At 35.8% G+C, this 19,219-nt stretch carries 16 protein-coding genes and 2 pseudogenes; 15 read left to right on the plus strand and 3 right to left on the minus strand.

All coding sequences use genetic code 11. The features are described 5' to 3' along the window. Window positions 1–132: 132 nt before the first annotated feature. Window positions 133–427 (plus strand): annotated as a pseudogene (locus JOC34_RS06955) (transposase); the annotation flags it as partial. 34 nt (window positions 428–461) lie between these two features. Here the strand turns inward: JOC34_RS06955 and JOC34_RS22185 are convergent. Together JOC34_RS22185 and JOC34_RS06965 are read right to left on the minus strand one after the other, a co-directional pair. Beyond that, window positions 462–617 carry an IS3 family transposase gene (locus JOC34_RS22185; protein ID WP_205136359.1) on the minus strand — a complete coding sequence of 52 codons (156 nt, stop codon included), beginning with the start codon at window positions 615–617 and terminating at the stop codon, window positions 462–464. A gap of 644 nt (window positions 618–1,261) precedes the next feature. Further along, the gene (locus tag JOC34_RS06965; protein WP_205136036.1) at window positions 1,262–1,504 is read right to left on the minus strand and encodes a hypothetical protein; all 243 of its coding nucleotides are present in this window, start codon (window positions 1,502–1,504) and stop codon (window positions 1,262–1,264) included. Between the two features lie 111 nt (window positions 1,505–1,615). Between JOC34_RS06965 and JOC34_RS21705 the strand changes: the two are divergent. Beyond that, window positions 1,616–1,767 (plus strand): annotated as a pseudogene (locus JOC34_RS21705) (IS256 family transposase); the annotation flags it as partial. Window positions 1,768–1,811: 44 nt separating this feature from the next. Here JOC34_RS21705 and JOC34_RS06970 read toward each other — a convergent pair. Next, on the minus strand, window positions 1,812–2,381 hold the full coding sequence (locus tag JOC34_RS06970; RefSeq protein WP_205136037.1) for a helix-turn-helix domain-containing protein: 570 nt from the start codon (window positions 2,379–2,381) through the stop codon (window positions 1,812–1,814). Window positions 2,382–2,584: 203 nt separating this feature from the next. Here JOC34_RS06970 and JOC34_RS06975 point away from each other — a divergent pair, with 203 nt between their 5' ends. The 13 genes from JOC34_RS06975 to JOC34_RS07035 all read left to right on the plus strand — a co-directional run bounded on the left by JOC34_RS06975 (window position 2,585) and on the right by JOC34_RS07035 (window position 19,217). Then, window positions 2,585–4,546, plus strand: coding sequence for an oxidoreductase (locus tag JOC34_RS06975; RefSeq protein WP_205136038.1), 1,962 nt, complete (start codon window positions 2,585–2,587; stop codon window positions 4,544–4,546). A 185-nt stretch (window positions 4,547–4,731) separates the two neighbouring features. Then, window positions 4,732–6,321 (plus strand): sodium:solute symporter family transporter, encoded by a 1,590-nt coding sequence (locus JOC34_RS06980; protein WP_205136039.1) that lies wholly within the window; start codon window positions 4,732–4,734, stop codon window positions 6,319–6,321. Between the two features lie 676 nt (window positions 6,322–6,997). Beyond that, window positions 6,998–7,684: a deoxyribose-phosphate aldolase gene (deoC, locus tag JOC34_RS06985; protein ID WP_205136040.1), complete on the plus strand. Its 687-nt coding sequence runs from the start codon at window positions 6,998–7,000 to the stop codon at window positions 7,682–7,684. Window positions 7,685–7,782: 98 nt separating this feature from the next. After that, a complete protein-coding gene (locus JOC34_RS06990; RefSeq protein ID WP_205136041.1) occupies window positions 7,783–8,523 on the plus strand; it encodes a GntR family transcriptional regulator in 741 nt (246 codons plus the stop codon). 60 nt (window positions 8,524–8,583) lie between these two features. Further along, the gene (gene rbsK / locus JOC34_RS06995) at window positions 8,584–9,543 is read left to right on the plus strand and encodes a ribokinase (protein ID WP_205136042.1); all 960 of its coding nucleotides are present in this window, start codon (window positions 8,584–8,586) and stop codon (window positions 9,541–9,543) included. 5 nt (window positions 9,544–9,548) lie between these two features. Then, a complete protein-coding gene (locus JOC34_RS07000) occupies window positions 9,549–10,481 on the plus strand; it encodes a nucleoside hydrolase (RefSeq protein WP_205136043.1) in 933 nt (310 codons plus the stop codon). Between the two features lie 16 nt (window positions 10,482–10,497). Further along, on the plus strand, window positions 10,498–11,445 hold the full coding sequence (locus JOC34_RS07005; RefSeq protein WP_205136360.1) for a nucleoside hydrolase: 948 nt from the start codon (window positions 10,498–10,500) through the stop codon (window positions 11,443–11,445). 60 nt (window positions 11,446–11,505) lie between these two features. Further along, window positions 11,506–12,720 (plus strand): NupC/NupG family nucleoside CNT transporter, encoded by a 1,215-nt coding sequence (locus JOC34_RS07010; RefSeq protein WP_205136044.1) that lies wholly within the window; start codon window positions 11,506–11,508, stop codon window positions 12,718–12,720. A 168-nt stretch (window positions 12,721–12,888) separates the two neighbouring features. Then, entirely contained in the window at window positions 12,889–13,296 is a 408-nt protein-coding gene (locus tag JOC34_RS07015; protein WP_205136045.1) for a cytidine deaminase, read from the plus strand. A 741-nt stretch (window positions 13,297–14,037) separates the two neighbouring features. After that, window positions 14,038–15,627 (plus strand): PucR family transcriptional regulator, encoded by a 1,590-nt coding sequence (locus JOC34_RS07020; protein WP_205136046.1) that lies wholly within the window; start codon window positions 14,038–14,040, stop codon window positions 15,625–15,627. Between the two features lie 197 nt (window positions 15,628–15,824). After that, complete coding sequence (locus JOC34_RS07025) at window positions 15,825–16,565, plus strand: nucleoside phosphorylase (RefSeq protein ID WP_205136047.1); 741 nt, start codon at window positions 15,825–15,827, stop codon at window positions 16,563–16,565. A gap of 62 nt (window positions 16,566–16,627) precedes the next feature. Beyond that, window positions 16,628–17,866, plus strand: coding sequence for an MFS transporter (locus tag JOC34_RS07030; protein WP_205136048.1), 1,239 nt, complete (start codon window positions 16,628–16,630; stop codon window positions 17,864–17,866). A 103-nt stretch (window positions 17,867–17,969) separates the two neighbouring features. Next, on the plus strand, window positions 17,970–19,217 hold the full coding sequence (locus tag JOC34_RS07035) for a Zn-dependent hydrolase (RefSeq protein WP_205136049.1): 1,248 nt from the start codon (window positions 17,970–17,972) through the stop codon (window positions 19,215–19,217). Window positions 19,218–19,219: the final 2 nt, after the last annotated feature.

Consider the following 19,219-nt stretch of genomic DNA (forward strand, 5'->3'; position numbering starts at 1 on the left):
ACAGTTAGAGTGTGAATATTTTAATGAGTTTGAAGACGAAAAAGAAAGGGTTTTCTCTGATTGAGTTTTTAAAGATCAAGAGGAAACCTTTTTATATCTAAGGAAATATTTGACATCTAGGAATTATACGAAATGGAACCTACCCATCGATATGAAGCGCTTATTTCCACTATTGATCTGGATGCAATATACCATGAAATCAACAAAAGAAAACGACTTGACGCGCAAGTTGAACTGAATTATGCTGCGATGATTATTTCCTATTTTGTTCGAATTGTTGAGCACATCCCCGCGACCAAGGATTTAATTAAGCGTCTAAATGAAAACTTTGTATTCAAAATGAATTGCGGATTTTTTGTTCCAGATCATATCCCATCCGAAAGCAACTTATTCCCGCTTGGTGACCAAACTAAGCGATTCGGATGTGAACTGCCCCCTGTCAAGTAGACAATAAAAATGATTTAGGCGGCCATAGTCCTGTATCCCATGGGGCTGTGGTCGTTTAATTTATCGAGATTATAAAAATGAATGTATTCGTCTATAGCTTTAGATAGTTCCTGAAATGTCCCGTACTTATGTAAATAATATTTTTCGCATTGAGAGTTCCTTAAAAAGATTCAATTGGTCCGTTATCAATGCGCTTTCCGACTCGAGACATACTGTGTGTCATCTCTTTCTTATCTATCCGACGTTTAAATCCATGGGAAGTATATTGAAAACCCTGATCACGATGAATAAGTAGACGTTCTTCATCGTTCAATGTGGCTGTTGCCAGGGCCAATATTTAAAAAACAAACCGATTATTGTTTCGATGTCTGCTTTGAAATTACGATATAAGATATTCTCCGCAACATGTTGGTAATAGAACGTTTAGAACATTTGTTCTTTTTGCGTATGACAGATTGTAATTCAGCGATTTTCATCAATCTATAAGTTTTTTATGATTGAGTTTTTGTTGAAGTTTCTTTTTAAATATACGATTCATGTTTGTCTTCATTTGACGGTATCCATAAATACCTTCCACTTTCTCATGAAGCGTTATCATTTCCTTCATAATTTTCCGGTTTTGTAGTTCACGTGTAGAAGAGGACCTATCTCATCCGGTTCCTTGATAATCTTTTCTGTTCTCCAAGCAGTAAACAGCTATCTCAATTCTTTCTCCTCAAGTGGTTTTTCTCCCATTAGTCATAGAACGTGTTCTCGCTTTTCCCGTATCTTTTAATTCTATATGACCATTATACTTATTTATCCATCTATTGAGTTAGGAATCACTTGAAATATGATACTTTCGAACAACTTCTTTATAGGAATATTCTCCCGATAAATAATTAAGTACAGCTGCTTTCTTTGATTCTTTAGAATACCTTTCCCATGATTTTGATTCCTCTAACCCACTTATTCCTTCCTTTTTAAATGTCTCGATCCATCTATGAAAGGGTGTATCATTAATTTGATATTGTGAACATAATTCCTTTAGTGTATACTCTTCATTTTTGTAGACCATTATTACTTCATATTTAAATTCTCTTGAATGAGATCTATTGGATATAAAAAAACTCCCCTAAGATAAAATAGACTTTTATTTTTAATCTGTCTACCTTAAAGGGAGCATATCAACGTGACCGCTCTATTAAAGGTGTTACATTTGCGAGTAAAAGAACTCGAAACAAAATGGGAGGTGGCCATATCCAAAACTGGGCAATGATTATGAACCAACTACTTCTTCATGAAAATTTAAAAAAGAGGGCTTTCAAATACATTGAATAAGTTTTAACTTACACATTTTATCTGACAAGCCCTTTTCGATAGCATTAAAATGTTGGCGGTGTTGTAATCCACATTGCTTCTACTGTAGTTGCGCCGATATTTTTCCAACCGTGTGCTTTTCTGCTGCAAAAAGTAATAGAATCCCCTTCATGAAGAATAAATTCTTCACCATCAATACTCATCTTCATTGTTCCAGATAAGATGACAACACATTCTTCATCACTGTCATGAGCGTAGGGTTTGCCACTGCCGCCACCTGGTTCAATCGTAGAATAGATCACTTGTAAGTGACCACTGGGACCGGTCAATAATTGATCAACAGTGTTCTCTGGTTCCGGAAATGCTAACTTGCGCCGTTCACCCCTTTTTATATATGTAATTTCATTATTTGTGATTTCATCATCTCCATTCCCAAACAGTGACCCCATTGGCGTATCTAATGCCTGCGTTATTTTTTGCATGGAAGCAACCGATGCATTTGTTAATCCTCGCTCGAACTGGCTGATAAAACTAGGTGTCAGACTAGTTTCTTTAGCAATTTTGTTAATCGTTACTCCTTTCTGTAAACGAATAGAACGTAACCTCTCTCCAATTGATTTTGAATGCTCGTCCATACTTCCACTCCTATTTCATTTTATTAGCCACTTGTAGAATTAGTCAGATTATAAAGTGCTGTTACCGCAATAGTATCATTAAACGGTCAAGGTCATCTAAATAAATTAATATTAAAAATAATTTGACTAAGTGGATTAGAACGATTATAATTAAGTCTGAGTTAATTAAGTTATACTTAATTATAACGAAGGAAGGAGAATGAATGGAAATGAAATACCCAACATTATTCTCAAGTTTTATGATTGGCAATGTGAAGTTAAGAAATCGAATAATGACAAGTGGTCACCAGACTACATTGGTTGAAAATCATCTGCCTACAGAAGATTTTAGTGCTTACCATGTAGAAAGAGCAAAAGGTGGGGTTGGTCTAATAGTGATGGAGGCACATGGGGTACATAAAACGGGACTGAATACGCCATATGCTATTGATGCATCTGATCCCAAAATTATTGACATTCATACACTTTTAACGAAAAAAGTACACGATCATGGTTCAAGGATTTTTGCACAGTTGATCCATAACGGCAGGGAGGCTTATTTAAGTGACAACAACACGTCAGTAGTAGCACCATCTGCGATTCCGACAGAACGGTTTCAGATTGTACCAAGAGAACTGGAAGAGGAAGAAATAGAAGAGATTATTGAGGGATTTGTAACGTCAGCAGTACATTTACAAAAAGCTGGATTAGATGGACTAGAATTCGTTGGATCTCACGCATACCTATTTGAACAGTTCTGGAGTGAGGAAATGAATATCAGACAGGATAAGTGGGGAGGTTCCTTCGAAAATAGGTTAAGATTTTCAAGAGAAGTTATTAAACGTGTTAGAGAAGCTGTCGGAGATGACATGGTGCTGGGTATGCGTATTTCACTGGAATCGATGGACGATAAAGGAACGTCAATTGATGAAACACTGCAAATTATAAAGCATCTACAGGCTTTGGGGATTTTAGATTACTGGAGTTTGGTTGTGGGTTCCTCTGCCACCCAGAAAGGTAGTTCTTTCATTGTTCCGCCATCTTCTGAATCTGCACAGGAGTTATTTGCAAGGACGCAAGAAGTAAGAGAAATTATAGCACATACGCCGTTAATAATTACTTCAAGAATGTATACACCGAAAATTGCTGAAGAGATGCTGCAAAAGGGTTCTGGTAACGTAATTGGCATGACACGTGCGCTGATTGCCGATCCCCATATGCCTAATAAAGTTTTCCAGAATATAGAAAAACAAGTTATCCCTTGTATTGCTTGTAATCAAGGATGTATTGGCAGGTATCAAGAACATCTTCCTATACGTTGTACAGTGAATCCAAGAACTGGACAAGAGAATCATTATCAAAATATACTAAAAGCGGAAAAACAGCAACATGTTATAGTGGTTGGTGGTGGACCTGCTGGTATGACGGCAGCAATAACTGCTAAGCAAAGAGGACATATTGTTGAGCTTTATGAAAAAAGGAATTCCTTAGGCGGACAATTAAATATAATGTCTGGTGCATTGAATAGTGAGCAGGTGACTAATTGGTATAACTATCTGCTAAATGAAATAGAAAGGTTAGATATTCCAACGCATAAAGGTAAGCGCTTTCAAAAGAGGGAAGTTGAAAGCAAACCTGTTGATTCAGTAATATTAGCTACAGGGGCAAAGCCGTATGTTCCATTTGATATTGGAAAAACTTCATATGGTGTTTATACTGCATGGGATATTCTTGGTGGGGTGAATGTGAGAGAAAAGTCTGTTGTTGTTCTTGACTGGAAAGGGGACTGGATAGGTGTTAAAGCAGCGGAGCGATTAGCACTAAATGAAAAAGAGGTTGAAATAATCTCAGCATCTTATGGCATTGGAGAATCGTTACAACAATATATACGAAATAGAACATTAAAAAGATTGGATGAAGCAAACGTTAAATTAACGCCACATTTCAAATTGAAAGAGATAGAAGAAAATGAAATTACTATAAAAAATATATTTAGTGGAAGAAGTGAAAAACGTAGTCCTCAAGCAATTGTTCTTGCAATCGGTACGGATGCTTCAGAATCGTTACAACTTTATCGTAGCTTAAAAGGAACAGGGAAGAAAATATATCGAATAGGAGATGCTTACAGTCCTAGGTCACTTGATGAAGCAGTAGAAGAAGCTTTTAAAACAGGATTAAAAGTTTAAAGATGTTCTTAATATCTTTATTCTACTTTGAAATGGGGGAGCGTATAATGGGAGAGTTTATTTTCACTATATGTTATGGCGGTGCACTGATAATAATGGGGGTTGTGGTAAAGTTTGCAATACAGAGTACCCAGAGGAAAGAGACTACTTTAAAAACACACTCCGAAAAAGAGGAGGTTATATAGGTGGTATATGCAATAGGAGTTCTATTCTCGTTTTTAGTATATATTGTTATTGGGATATTTTTGTCTAAGAAAATATCAAATGTCGAGGATTATTTTGTGTCAGGTCGAAACGCTTCAACATTATTAATTACAGGATCATTAGTTGCATCATTTTTAAGTACTGTTTCGTTTATGGGGGAAGCGGGTTTTTCTTATGAGGGATACCCCATTTTGTTGTTAATTTTAACAATTTTTAATGGTAGCGGATATATTTTAGGAGTAGTTTTATTCGGAAGGTATTTGCGAAGAAGTGAGTCTCTGACAGTACCCGAATATTTTGGAAGGAGGTTTAATTCCACAAAGGTGCGTAGAGCTGCCGGAATTACTACTATTATCGGAATTGCAGCATATCTTGTAGCTGTTACTCAGGGGGGGGCGCTTCTGTTAAGTTCTATTTTAGATGTACCATACACTGTTGCCTTAGTAATTATGTGGATAGCATATACATCTTTTACATTTTTATCTGGAGCTAAAGGAGTGCTTGTCAACGATACTCTCATGTTTATCATATTTTTAGTTGCAGTATTTGTTGCTGTACCCTATATTATTTACGCTTCTGGCGGTTGGCCAGAGGCACTTATTAATACATCTACTTTAAATTCAAGACCAGATATTTTAAGCTGGCATGGCCTCACCGGGAAGAATGCTTCAATGGGAACACCAATGGAAGCGTTAGGATGGGCAATTATTATGGGATTAGTTTGGGGTACGGTTGTATCTGTAAGCCCCTGGCAAACTAGTCGCTATCTTATGGCTAAAAACGAGCATGTGGCAATACGGTCAGGAGTGTTTGCTATGATTGCTTTATTATTTATTTACCTTTTTTTACACATCGGTATGGCAGCAGTATCCTCAATAAATCCAGATATTAATCCAACAGAACAAGTGTTTATATGGTCTGCAATCAATATTTTGCCTACATCGATAGGCGTTTTGGCTTTAACAGGAATTATGGCTGCGGCACTGTCATCGTGTTCTACATTCTTGCAACTGATAGGAAATAGTGTTGCACATGATTTATCATTTAAGAAAAAGAGTGATAAATCGGCCTTGAAATTTAGCAGGCTATCTATGATTGGAGCCAGTATTGTTATATTTATTATCACTTTATGGCAACCACCAGCAATTATGTGGGTAGGTTATTTTGCAGCAACACTATTTGCTGCTTCGTGGGGACCGGTGGCATTTACAAGCATTTATTCTAAACGCATAAATAGTGAAGGAGCATTCTGGTCAATAGTCATGGGGTTTTTAGGTGTTATTGCGGGTGAGTTGATTCAAAAAGTAGGGGTCTCATTACCAGTGTATTTAAACCCGGCAATTATAGGGGTTGTTCTGTCGATTATATCATTAGTCGTTGGATCACGATTAGGCACAGTTACGGAAAAAGAGGTGTTATTTAGAAAAGAGTTATTGAAACGTCCTGAGGATTTTGATAATGAGAAAGATATGTCTATAACAAAGAGATATCCGAAAATATTGATTGGAAGTGGGGTTACTTTAATCATTATTACATTTGTTTTTTACTACTTACCTTTGTATATGGAATGAAAGCTTAACTGTAGGAACATTTTTAAATAGGTTTGTTAAAGAGCTGTGAGTAAGATCAAAGATTGATCTTACTCACAGCTCTATCTCTTAGGATAGATTGGAAAAAATCGATATGTTAGTTGGCTTTTAATTTATCCGTGAGAGATTAAGGGTATTTGAGAAAAGTTGTGGTTATTAATTGTTGGAGCAAATAGAGATTTTATTTTATAGATTTCGCATATTTTTGAAAGAACTAGAGCTATTATAATTTGGAATTTTATCAAATACATAAGTATGGAAGCATGTCCAAGGAGAAAAGCGCATTGATAACACGATCATTGAGCTTTTCCATGGTTCGGAGCTATCATAAATCAAATGAATTTGGTTCATTGTAAAATCAAATGCAACAGTTAAATAAAATAGTAAGCCGCCGTGAAACCGTGAGTATTAAAGTCGACCAAAATTAGTAAAACACACGGGAGGCAATTCACGATGGCTCAGGGAAATTGTAGCACAGGGTTTTCTGCAATAATTTCACAATATTTGTAACTTTAAAATGGAAATTATAAATGATTCATTCAATTATTCATTCAATTATTCAATAAACTAATTCACATTTCCGATTGACAAAAATGATCAATACATTTATATTAGTCATATAGACGTATATATACGTATAATAAAAGGAGGAAAAATAATGACTAATTTTACAGCTTCAGAAATTGCAAAGAAAATACAGCATACGAATGTTAACCCAGATGTTACAAAAGAAGATATTAAAGGTTTAACGAATGATTGTTTAGAATATGGCTTTGATGGCGTAATGATTCAGCCATGTTGGATAGAAGATGCGAAGAAACACCTTGCAGGTTCAGATGTGAAAATATGTACAGCACTAGGATATCCAATGGGTGGTGCTACAACGAAATCTAAAGTTTATGAGATGGAAAATGTGATTGCTTTAGGTGCTGAGCAGGTTGACTTTATGGCTAATATTGGCTTTTTGAAAAGCGGAATGCACCAAGAGTATCATGATGAAATAGCGGCGATTGTTAAAGCGGCTGATGGTAACGTAACTAAAATAATGCTTGAATTTGGCATGTTAACTCAAGATGAGAAAGTTAAAGCAGCTGAACTTGCATTAAGTGCAGGTGTTACGTACCTTAAAAATTCTAGTGGGTGGGGTAAAGGTGGACATGCCACTATTGAAGATATCCAATTATTAAAGAAAATTGCTGGGGATAAAGTGCTTGTTAAAGCATCAGGTGGAATTAGAGATATTGACAAAGCAAATGAAATTTTAAATGCAGGTGCTGTATTATTAGGTACAAGTGCTGGTGCACAAATTGTTGGCGGTACTGGTGAGGCGTTAAGTGACTATTAAAACGCATTGATTTTTCTGACTTCCCTTATGCAACTACAGTGCATAATAAAAGATGGTATAATAGCCTGATAAGTGAAGTTAGGAAAGGAAGTTGTACGATGGAATTACCTTTTATAAAAGAGAATAGTCCGAAGCCACTTTATCAGCAAGTGGCTGATTGGATGCTTGAAAATATAAGGACTGGAAATTGGGAAAAGGGCCATAAATTACCCGCAGAAGAAGATTTGGCAAAACAAATTAATATTAGTAGAGGTACTTTACGTAATGCAATTGCCACGTTGATTAAGCAAGAGCTATTAATTCAAGTTCAGGGCAAAGGGACATTTGTAGAAAAAGATAAATTATCATATCCCTTTGCTCAAGAATTAATTTCCTTTGCGGAATCTATGGAGACAAGAGGGATTAAGTTTATAACGAAGGTTCTAGAGAAAAAAGTGATTCAACCAAGTCCAGATATAAAGAAAAAGTTAGCATTAGATGAGTCTGACAAAGTTCTGTATTTAAAAAGGGTAAGGTTTATTCAAAATCAACCAGCAACTTTACTTGAAAACTGGATTTCACTAAATCGTTGTCCAGGTATTGAACTTGAAAATTTTGAAGTCATTAGTTTGTTTAAAGCCATTGAAAAACACACTGAAGCGACTATTAATTTTGGCATTAGGAACTTTTCAGCGAAAATTTTAGAAGAGAATCAAGCAAAACTACTAGATCTTGCAGAAAAAGATCCTGTTTTATATCTTGATCAAATTACATTTAGTAATGAAAAAGTACCACTAGAATGTTCAGTAGTATTGTTAAGAACAGATAAATATGAGATTACTTCAATATTAACTAGATAAAAAGGTAATCTCTTTTTATTGAATCATTGATAGCGCTTGCAAATGAGGGGGTAAAGAATAATGGTTGCAAAGAAACAAAAAAAGATTCTTTCTATAGGAAGTTATAATGTCGGTTTAACTTGTAGAACAGGAAGGATTCCTGCATGGGGCGAAACACTAATTGGTAGCGACTTTTCAGAAGGTTATGGTGGGAAAGGTGCAAATCAAGCCGTATCCGCAGCGAAACTGGGTGGGGACGTCACTTTTGTAGGTAGTTTAGGAAGTGATAAGTACGGTGATGATGGTCTAACAATGATGGCTGAAGCAGGCATTAATACGTCACATATTATTCGAATGGATAATGTGAGTACTGGTGTCGGTATTATTTTACTAAATGATGATAATGACAACTGTATCATTGTTGATTTAGGTGCAAATAATAAGCTAGCTCCAGCACATCTAGAAGCTTTAGAACATGTAATAGCTGATTCGGATATTGTTGTATTTCAACTAGAAACGCCAATTGAAACTGTAAAATGTGGTATGGGAATTGCCAAACGGTTAGGAAAGTTGGTTATTTTAAATCCAGCCCCCGCTAATATCGAGGCAGTGGAATTATTATCTTTAGCAACAATCATCAATCCAAATGAGTCTGAGCTATTGTTACTTAATGGTCAACATCCAAATGCTAATATTACTGAGCAAGAATGCGTACAATTAGCGCGCAATTTGCTAGAGAAAGGGCCGGAAGTAGTCATCGTCACAAGAGGTGAAAAAGGTTCATTAATTGTTACAGCTGATGAAACTAGAAATATTCAATCTGTGAAGGTTGATGTGGTGGATACTACTGGTGCAGGAGATGCATTCACTGGAGCATTAGCAGTAGCATTGTCAGAAGAAAAGTCTATATTGGATGCTGTTCAATTTGCTAGTTTAACTGGTGCATACTGTGTCACAAAGGAAGAAGTTATTCCAGGATTACCTACTAAAGATCAATTAAATCAATTTCAGCAGACAAATTATTGCACATCAGGAGGCTAATAACAGTGAAAAAAAAGGTTTATTTAAATCATGATGGAGGGGTAGATGATTTAACTTCTCTATTTCTTTTATTACAGATGGATGATGTTGATCTACTTGGTGTTGGTGTAATTCCAGCTGATTGCTATTTAGAGCCTGCACTATATGCAAGTAGAAAAATTATTGATAGATTCGGGAAAGAAGAAATAGAAGTAGCAGCTTCCGATTCGCGTGGAAAACATCCATTTCCGAAAGATTGGCGGATGCATGCATTTTTTATTGATGCGTTACCACTATTGAATGAGTCGGGTTCTATAAAAACGAAAGTTGCAGAGCTCCCAGCCCATCAACATATGGTAGAGACGATTCGTAAGAGCAAAGAAACTGTTACTTTATTATTTATTGGACCACTAACAGATTTAGCACGTGCATTAGATGAGGCGCCAGATATCGAGAGTAATATTGAAAAGTTAGTCTGGATGGGTGGCACATTCTTGGAAACAGGAAATGTTGAAGAGCCAGAACATAACGGTACCGCGGAATGGAACGCTTTCTGGGACCCCGATGCAGTTAAGAGAGTATGGGATAGTAATATTGAAATCGATTTAATTGCCTTAGAAAGTACAAATATGGTTCCTCTAACGGTAGATGTAAGAAATATGTGGGCGAAAAAAAGAGCCAATATTGGGATTGATTTTCTGGGACAATGTTACGCGATGGTACCACCACTTGTGCACTTTCAGACGAACTCATCCTATTTCCTGTGGGATGTACTTACAACAGCAACTATTGGTAAACAAGCACTCGTAAAACAAAAGGTAGTGAAAAGTATTGTTCATACAGAAGGAGCAAGTCAAGGGAGAACTGAGGTTTCAGAAGATGGAAGACCTGTTAACTTGGTGTATGAAGTAGATCGAGATCAATTTTTTGAGTATATTACAGAATTATCCAGACAATAAAAATGAGGTGGACATGATGCGTCGAATAATTATAGATACAGATACAGCAGGCGATGATACTATTGCGTTATTGACAGCGCTTCATTATTTTAAGGTTGAAGGTGTGACGATTACTGGCGGAAATGTGGCATTTGATCAACAGGTAGAAAATGCACTATACACCATTCAAGTCGCAAACCCAGATTATTATGTACCTGTATTTAAAGGATTAGAAGGTCCGATATTAGCGGCTGTAAATGATGAACATCGAACGGTTGAAGATGTTCATGGTCAAGATGGTATGGGTGATGCGTTTTTTGAAAAAGCGAAGCAACAACCTGAGAAAAAGCATGCAATTGACTTTATCATTGAGAAAGTTAAGGGAAATCCAGGAGAAATATCATTATTGGCTATTGCACCAATGACGAATATTGCCATGGCTATTAAAAAAGATCCAACAATCGTAAAAGATATTCCACATATTTATATCATGGGCGGGACGAATAACACATTAGGAAATATTACAGCAGCAGCTGAGTATAATTTTTGGGTAGATCCTGAAGCAGCAAAAATTATCTTACATTCAGGTATTCCTATTACGATGGTTGGTTGGGACATATGTACAAAATATTCGCTTATGGATAATGAGGATCATAAAGAAATCAATAAATTGGCTACGAGTGGATCAGAATTCTTTATAAAAATTAACCAAGTGGTTAAGAAATTTAACGAAAAAGTGCATAGACTTAATGGAACAACACACCCAGATACGATTTTAGTTGCTATTGCAGCTAATGAAGAAATTATGACGACATCCAATATGTATTATGTAGATATTGAAACAAAGGGAGAGCTGACAAGAGGATACAGTATGGTTGATATTAATAACCGTAGTGGAAAACAACCGAATGTCCGTGTTTGTGAAGTGGTTGATCGGGCGAAGTATAAAGAGATACTTTTACACGTGCTAGATTCTGTTAAATAATCAGAGTGGTGTTTGAAGAATAGAGTTATTTTTCAAACACCCTCATTAAGGAGGGTGTTTATGCAATATTTATGGGGAATTTTTGGAATAATAACAATATTATTCTTGGCATTTTTACTCTCAAAGGATAAGAAGTCAATTAATTATCGAACAATTGGCGGCGCTTTATTCATCCAGATTCTCTTCGGATTTATCGTATTAAAATGGGAAACTGGTCAAAAGATATTTGAAGCAGTTACTGGTGTGATCCAAAGTATTATAGATACATCTAATGAAGGTATTAACTTCATATTTGGCGGTCTGTTTGAAGCAGAAGGAATGGGGTTCGTTTTTGCATTCCAAGTGTTAACGGTAATTATTTTCTTCTCATCCCTGGTATCAGTTTTATTCTATATTGGGGTAATGCAGTTCATTACTAAAATAATTGGTGGATTTTTGTCAAAGATTTTGCAAACATCAAAATCTGAATCAATTTCTGCCGCAGCTAATATATTTGTTGGTTTAACAGAGGCTCCATTAATTATCAAGCCTTTTTTGGAGAAAATGACAAAGTCCGAGCTGTTTGTAGTCATGACAGGTGGTGCAGCTTCTGTTTCAGGTTCTGTTTTAGTTGGATATTCACTTTTGGGCGTTCCTTTAGAGTATTTACTTGCAGCGGCATTTATGGCAGCACCTGCTGGAATCTTAATGGCAAAAATTATTATACCGGAAACAGAAGTATCAGCTGAAGAGGAAAAGATTAGTTTTGTAAAAGATACTGAAACAGCTAATGTTATTGACGCAGCAGCCAAAGGGGCAACGGTAGGTCTTAATTTAGCATTGAGTATTGGTGCAATACTATTAGCATTTATCTCACTTATCGCATTGATAAATCTTGGTCTTGGTTGGGCTGGAAATTTGTTTGGCTTTGAAGCGATCACACTTGAAATGATTCTTGGCTTTGTTTTTGCGCCGTTAGCATTTGTGATCGGGATACCATGGGAAGAGGCTGTACGAGCTGGTTCATTTATAGGACAAAAATTCGTCCTCAATGAATTTGTTGCCTATAGTTCATTTTCAGCTGAAATGGATACTTTTTCAGACAAAACTATTGCAGTGATCAGTTTTGCATTATGTGGATTCGCGAACTTGGGCGCACTTGCCATGTTTATCGGCGGTATAGGTGAACTAGCACCATCCCGAAAAGGTGAATTAGCTAAATATGGACTTTTGGCTATTATCGGTGGAACACTAGCGAACTTATTGAGTGCGGCAATTGCTGGCATGTTGTTGTAACTTGATGATATTAGGTTTATAGGTTGTATTTTTAATTTAAAATAATCACGCCTTTTTCCATATATTAGCTTAAAATCTTCACACTTGTTTATAGGAAACTGGGAAAATAGGAAAAGGATGCTTTAGGGTCATTAGTCTTTACAGTTAGAGATATGAGGAGGACATAAAATGATGAAAGATCAACTTATAGAAGAGGCTAAACAAATAAGAGAAAATGCGCATGTTCCATATTCAAAATTTCGTGTAGGTGCAGCATTATTGACAAAGTCTGGAAAGGTATATAAAGGGTGTAATATTGAAAATGCTGCATATTCTGTCAGTTGTTGTGCAGAACGGGTAGCAATATTTAAAGCTATTTCTGCTGGAGATACTGAATTCAAGGAAATCGCTGTTGCTGCTGATACAAAAAGACCAGTACCACCTTGTGGATCTTGTCGTCAAGTGATGAGTGAGTTTTTTGATGGGTCAGTGAATATACATTTATCTAATCTTAATGCGGACACAAAAACAATTACAATGGAAGAATTACTTCCATTTTCTTTTAAACTAAGCGATTTAGATAAGAAAGAAAATTAGTTTCTATTCTAACATTAAAAAAATCTCAATTAGTTAGGTGTTCGTTTATCTTATGTCGATGCTGTGAGAGAATTTTTAAGCCAATATGATGTGGGTGATCTATAACCTGCGCACGATAAGATCATTCAAATGGCAAAATGAAATACAATGTTTCAACAAGGATCTAATCAATATTCTAAATGATGCTATGGGGTAAAAGGTAATCGGAAAAGGATAGGCGATTTGTTGGAGGGCTTGTTCTTAGTTACAGGTGGAGAGGAGAACAGTGTTTGATTATATAGGTAGTGAAAGTAAAAACAGTCCAATCGGTTGATTGGACTGTTTTTGAATGTGGTCTTTGGGGGGCATACTATTCCTGCTTTTGACAAATGATGATATGAGTATTGTTAATGTTACAACTACCTTTGTTGATGTGGACTATACTGAACAGTAATTTCAAGGATATCATATTAACAAACCATTTCTAAATGAGCTATACTTGTTTAGAAATAGCTTGTTAGTTTATTTGATTCTATAAAATTTATTAGAAGTTGCTGTAATTTTCATATAAAAATACTGGCAACATCCAATATCTTTTTAAGCAACTTTCCAAATTGACGGTTAAAGATATTGAATGACTTTACCTATAATCATTCCAATGATTTATAGTAGGGTTAATAATCTAACAAAGGTTTAGAAGCGTAATATATTTGGCTATTGAAAATATGAAGGTTCTACTTTGGAATCTAGGGAGGTAAGGGGATGAGTATTTCTTTAAGTAATGCAATGAAGTTGGGCAAATTTAGTGCGTGTGAAGTAGTAGCCGGGCAAAAGGGTATGGCAAGAGTTATTGAAAATATTACGGTTATGGAAGTACCTGAAATTGTTCAATGGTTAAAAGGGAGAGAACTGATTTTAACATCTCTCTTTGCTATTAAAGATGATTTAGATGCCCAAAATATGCTAGTCCAGAATTTGCATAATGCGGGAGCATCGGGTCTTGCTATCAAACCATCTCAATTCATCAAAACAATTCCAAAGGGAATAATAAATAGTGCAAATAAATTAGGGTTTCCAATTATTAAAATCCCAGATGATGTTAAATATCTAGATATTCTCTCACCGGTCATGAACCATATATTTAATGAAAAAGTAGTGTTGCAAGAGGATGTTGAACAAGCAACAAAAATATTGGATGAAATCTCATTAAATAGTCAAGGTGTTGATGAACTTGTTGAACATGTTAGTTACCTTACAAGAAATATGATTACGATTGAAAGTGAACTTTCATTTATTAAAGTTCCAACATCTGAAAAGTCGCTTTCACCTTTGGACAAAGATCAAATAGATGATCTGACCATCATTCAAAGGCCAATTCAATATAGTCGTAAGTATGGTGAAGAAATTTTATCGTGTATTGTAGCGCCTATTATGGTTGACAGGAAATATTATGGGAACATTACATGTTGGGAAGTGAATAACGAACATTTAGCTACAGATCTTGCTATTATTGAAAAAGCTTCGAGTTTATTATCATTGGAATTCTTGCGGTTAAAAGTAAAATATGATGTTGAACAACAATATAAAAATGAATTTATACGAGAATTATTATTTAGTGAAAATATAAAAGAAAAAAACGTTATTGAGTGGGGAGAGAAATATGGAATAAACAAACAGGATAAATATGTGTGTTTATTATTCACTACAAGAAGTGAAAACGCTAAAACAAAACATAATATAACTTTAAATCATGATCAGATTAATTCAATCATTCAAAATGTAATACCTGGTGTATTGGTAGGTCATATAAGCGGTAACATTTGTATTATTTTGTCTGTACATCAAGATATGGCGCAAATTTATCATGAATTTTACGATCGACTTACACAGTATATCGGTTCTATGATCAAATTATATCTAGGTATTGGTAGAGTAGGAACAGGACCAGCAGGTATTCAAAAGAGCTATATTCAAGCTGATCAAGCATTATATTTAAGCGATTCAATCAAAGACGCTAAAGGAATCACATATTATGATGACCTAGGCTTGTTTCGTTTAATTAATCAGTTAAAAGATCAGGAAGAGCTTTTTGATTTTTATCAAGAAACAATTGGACAATTAGTTGAACAAGATAAAAATCATGAACTTTTAAAAACATTAAAAACGTACTTTTATCATGACGAGATTTTGAAAGATACTGCTAATAATATGTACATTCATGTAAATACATTGAAATACCGAATCAAAAAAATAGAAGAAATAACAGGATTTGATATGAAGCGTTCTGAAGGGAAAATGAATCTCTATTTTGGCTTAAAGATATATGAATTACTTTTTTATAATAAAAGATAAATATTGCTTGGAGGTTTCACGTTCTATGGTAAGCGTTATATTTGTTGACATAGACAAATATAACGCTTCTTTTTTGTTGGTTGTGTATATTTCAATTACAAAAATGGAAGGTATAATGTTAATTAATCGCTTACATTGGTGAGGTATAGATTAGCCGATACAATAAAAACTGCTATCTAGAGGGAGATACAAGTGTCATGGATAATATTCATTTAAAAAAGATAAAATCATCTGATTTGGGAGAAATTACGTTATTAGTTGGTGATCCCGCAAGAGTTGAATTGATTTCTAGTAATTGGGATAACACAAAGTTAATTGTAGAGAACCGTGAGTTTATTTTGGTTTCTGGCTTATGGAATAATAGAAAAGTATCTATTTGCTCAACCGGTATTGGGGTTGGTTCCACTGAAATTGCAATTATAGAATTAATCCAGAGTGGTGCAAAGCAACTGGTTCGGTTAGGCGGTTGCGGTGCATGGAAAGAGGAGTTGGCACCAGGTGAGTTGATGCTAAATCACGCGATGGTTCGTGATCCGGGTATGCTAGCGCAGTATGTAAGTGATGTATACCCAGCAGCAGCTGATCCGAATTTACTGTATAAAATTAAAACCCAAGCGGAGACCAGTGGATTTCGAGTTCATACTGGAATTGGAATGACAACACAAAGTTATTATCTTGGTCAGGGACGTGAACATGGGATGAAAAACGGCCCTCAACCAGATAACGCATTTATGACTTACTGGAAAGAAAGACATGTTATCAATTGTGAAATGGAGACAGCAGTATTGTTCTTGCTTGCATCTTTATATCAAATACCGGCTGCTAACTGTCTCGTTGTGCATGTAAATCGTATAAATGAACAATGGGTTTCTGATGAAGATTATAAAGAACTTCATCAAAGGGCAGCTGAGATGGTACTAAACGCCTGCCAAGCTTAAAAAAATATTAGATGCAGATAAATTTTGATTGTCACTCATTATTAAATAAAGGGGATTATGACATGGCGCACACATTGGAAAAGAATAGCTACAAAAAGAAAGTACTAGCCTCCTCTATGCTTGGTTTGGGGTTAGAAGGTATGGATATTATGTTTCTATCATTTGTTTTAAGTACGATTATTACAGAGTTTGGTATTTCATCAGCCGCTGGGGGCTTAATAGCTTCCATCACTAATATAGGAATGCTTGTCGGGGGTGTTACATTCGGGATTCTTGCAGATAAATATGGAAGAATACGTGTGTTCACTTACACGATATTCCTTTTTTCTATCGCGACTGTATTAATTGGATTTGCAAACAATATCTATGTCATCTATTTCTTACGGTTTTTGGCAGGCGTTGGTGGCGGTGGGGAATTTGGAATTGGAATGGCTTTAGTTGCTGAAGTCTTTTCAAAAGAAAAACGTGGTAGGATGACTTCGTGGGTGACAATTGGCGGACAAATGGGGGCTGTTCTTGCTGCCGTTCTAGCGGCTATCATCATACCTATATTTGGTTGGAGAGCATTATTTTTTGCTGGAATTGTACCAGTTTTATTGGCATTCTTTGTTCGAAGAAATTTGGACGAAACAGAGGAATGGAAACAGGCACAAAAGAAAATTAAAAAGAACGAAAAAAGGAAAAGTTCTCTTGCTCAGCTATTCAATTCACGCAAGACTACCTATGTAACGATAGCACTTACAATTATGTCAACTGTACAAGTGGCAGGTTATTTTGGATTGATGAACTGGCTTCCCTCGATCTTGCAAGACCGACTTGGTTTAAGTGTATCGGGTTCTTCTCTTTGGATGATTAGCACGATCATTGGAATGTGCGCTGGTATGTTGTTGTTTGGCCAAATATTGGACAGATTTGGTGCCAAAACATCATATGGTATTTTTCTTATTGCCTCGGCCGCATCAGTATTTTTGTATGTATTTGCCCAAAGTGCAATTGCTATCTTGATTGGTGGGGCTATTGTAGGATTTTTTGCTAATGGTATGAATGCGGGTTATGGTGCTCTTATCAGTAGTTTTTACCCAACGGAAGTCAGGAGTACTGCGAACAATACGATTTTTAATACTGGAAGAGCGCTAGGTGGATTATCACCTATTGTTATTGGCTTTTTACTTGATAAGTACAGTATTACAGCTGCGATGACTTTTCTGTCTATACTATATATAATCTCGTTAGTCATCATTATGACGTTAAAAGGAAACCCATTAAAAGGTATGAAACATGGTGAAATAGCGGAAGAATAAAACATATGTCAAGGAGGGCTATTTTGTATGTTTAGATATAAAGAAGGTTAACCGACTTGTAATATCATCAGGATGGGATAATAAAGGAAAGTTGGTGTGTATCATGAACTTCAAACGTTTAGAACATACACTGGGAAAGCTTAATACGTTTAGTAAACAAGGTCAAGGCATAAATCGACTAGCTTATACAGATGAAGAACGACAAGCGACACAATATATAATTGACCTTTGTGAAAAGGAAGGAATGGAGGTCAATGTAGATACTGTAGGGAATGTAATTGCACGACGAAAAGGAACGAACTCTGCACTTCCAGCAGTTGCTTGCGGATCCCATATTGATAGCGTATATGAAGCTGGGAAGTATGATGGTACTGTGGGCGTTGTAGCGGCATTAGAAGTAATTCGTAGTTTAAATGATGATAATATACGGACGGAACACCCAATAGAAATGATTGTATTTGCATGTGAAGAGTCCGCGCGATTTGGGTTTTCAACGCTTGGAAGCAAGGCGATGGCTGGACTTTTGAAGAAAGAAGACATTACTAATCTAAAAGATAAACAGGGTATATCCATCCAACGTGAATTTTCTAAATATGGATTAAACGTGAATGAAATAAAGGAAGCGGAACGTAGTAAAGAAGTATTTAAAGTGTTTTTGGAACTTCATATTGAACAAGGTCCTGTTTTAGAAAAGGAAGGAAAACAAATTGGTATTGTAACTGGAATTGCTGGACCTACCAGATTTAAATTACAAATACAAGGGCAGGCATCACATTCAGGTTCCACTCCTATGAATTACCGTAAAGATGCTTTCTTAGGTGCAGCTGAAATTGCACTTACACTGGAAGAAGCAGCGCAATCGGAAGCATCAAGAGGGACAGTTGCAACAGTTGGTGTATGTGATGTAAATCCGGGTGCAATGAATATTGTTCCAGGAATGGTAGAAATGGGGATCGACATTCGAGGTATTTCAATAGAATCAAGAGAAGTTGTCATAAAAGAACTATATCATGCGATGCAGCGCATTGAAAAACAACGTGAATTAAAAATGAGCATTATAAAATTAAATGATGAGGCACCAGTAAAAATGGATGAAAACATGATTGATAGCATAAAAGAAACCTGCGAGCAGTATGGAAATACCTATACACTGATGCCGAGCGGAGCTGGGCATGATGTAATGAATATGGCGCAGTTGAGTCCATCCGTATTATTTTTCATTCCATCACGCAATGGTTTAAGTCATAATCCAGAAGAGTATACGTCACTTGAACACATAGCTATGGGTGCTTTCTTACTAAAAGAGGAAATTTTAAAACATGCTAAAGTGAGCCAAAAATTGGTGAGGTGAAC

It is taken from the genome of Virgibacillus halotolerans, assembly GCF_016908515.1.
Lineage (GTDB): Bacteria > Bacillota > Bacilli > Bacillales > Amphibacillaceae > Virgibacillus_M > Virgibacillus_M halotolerans.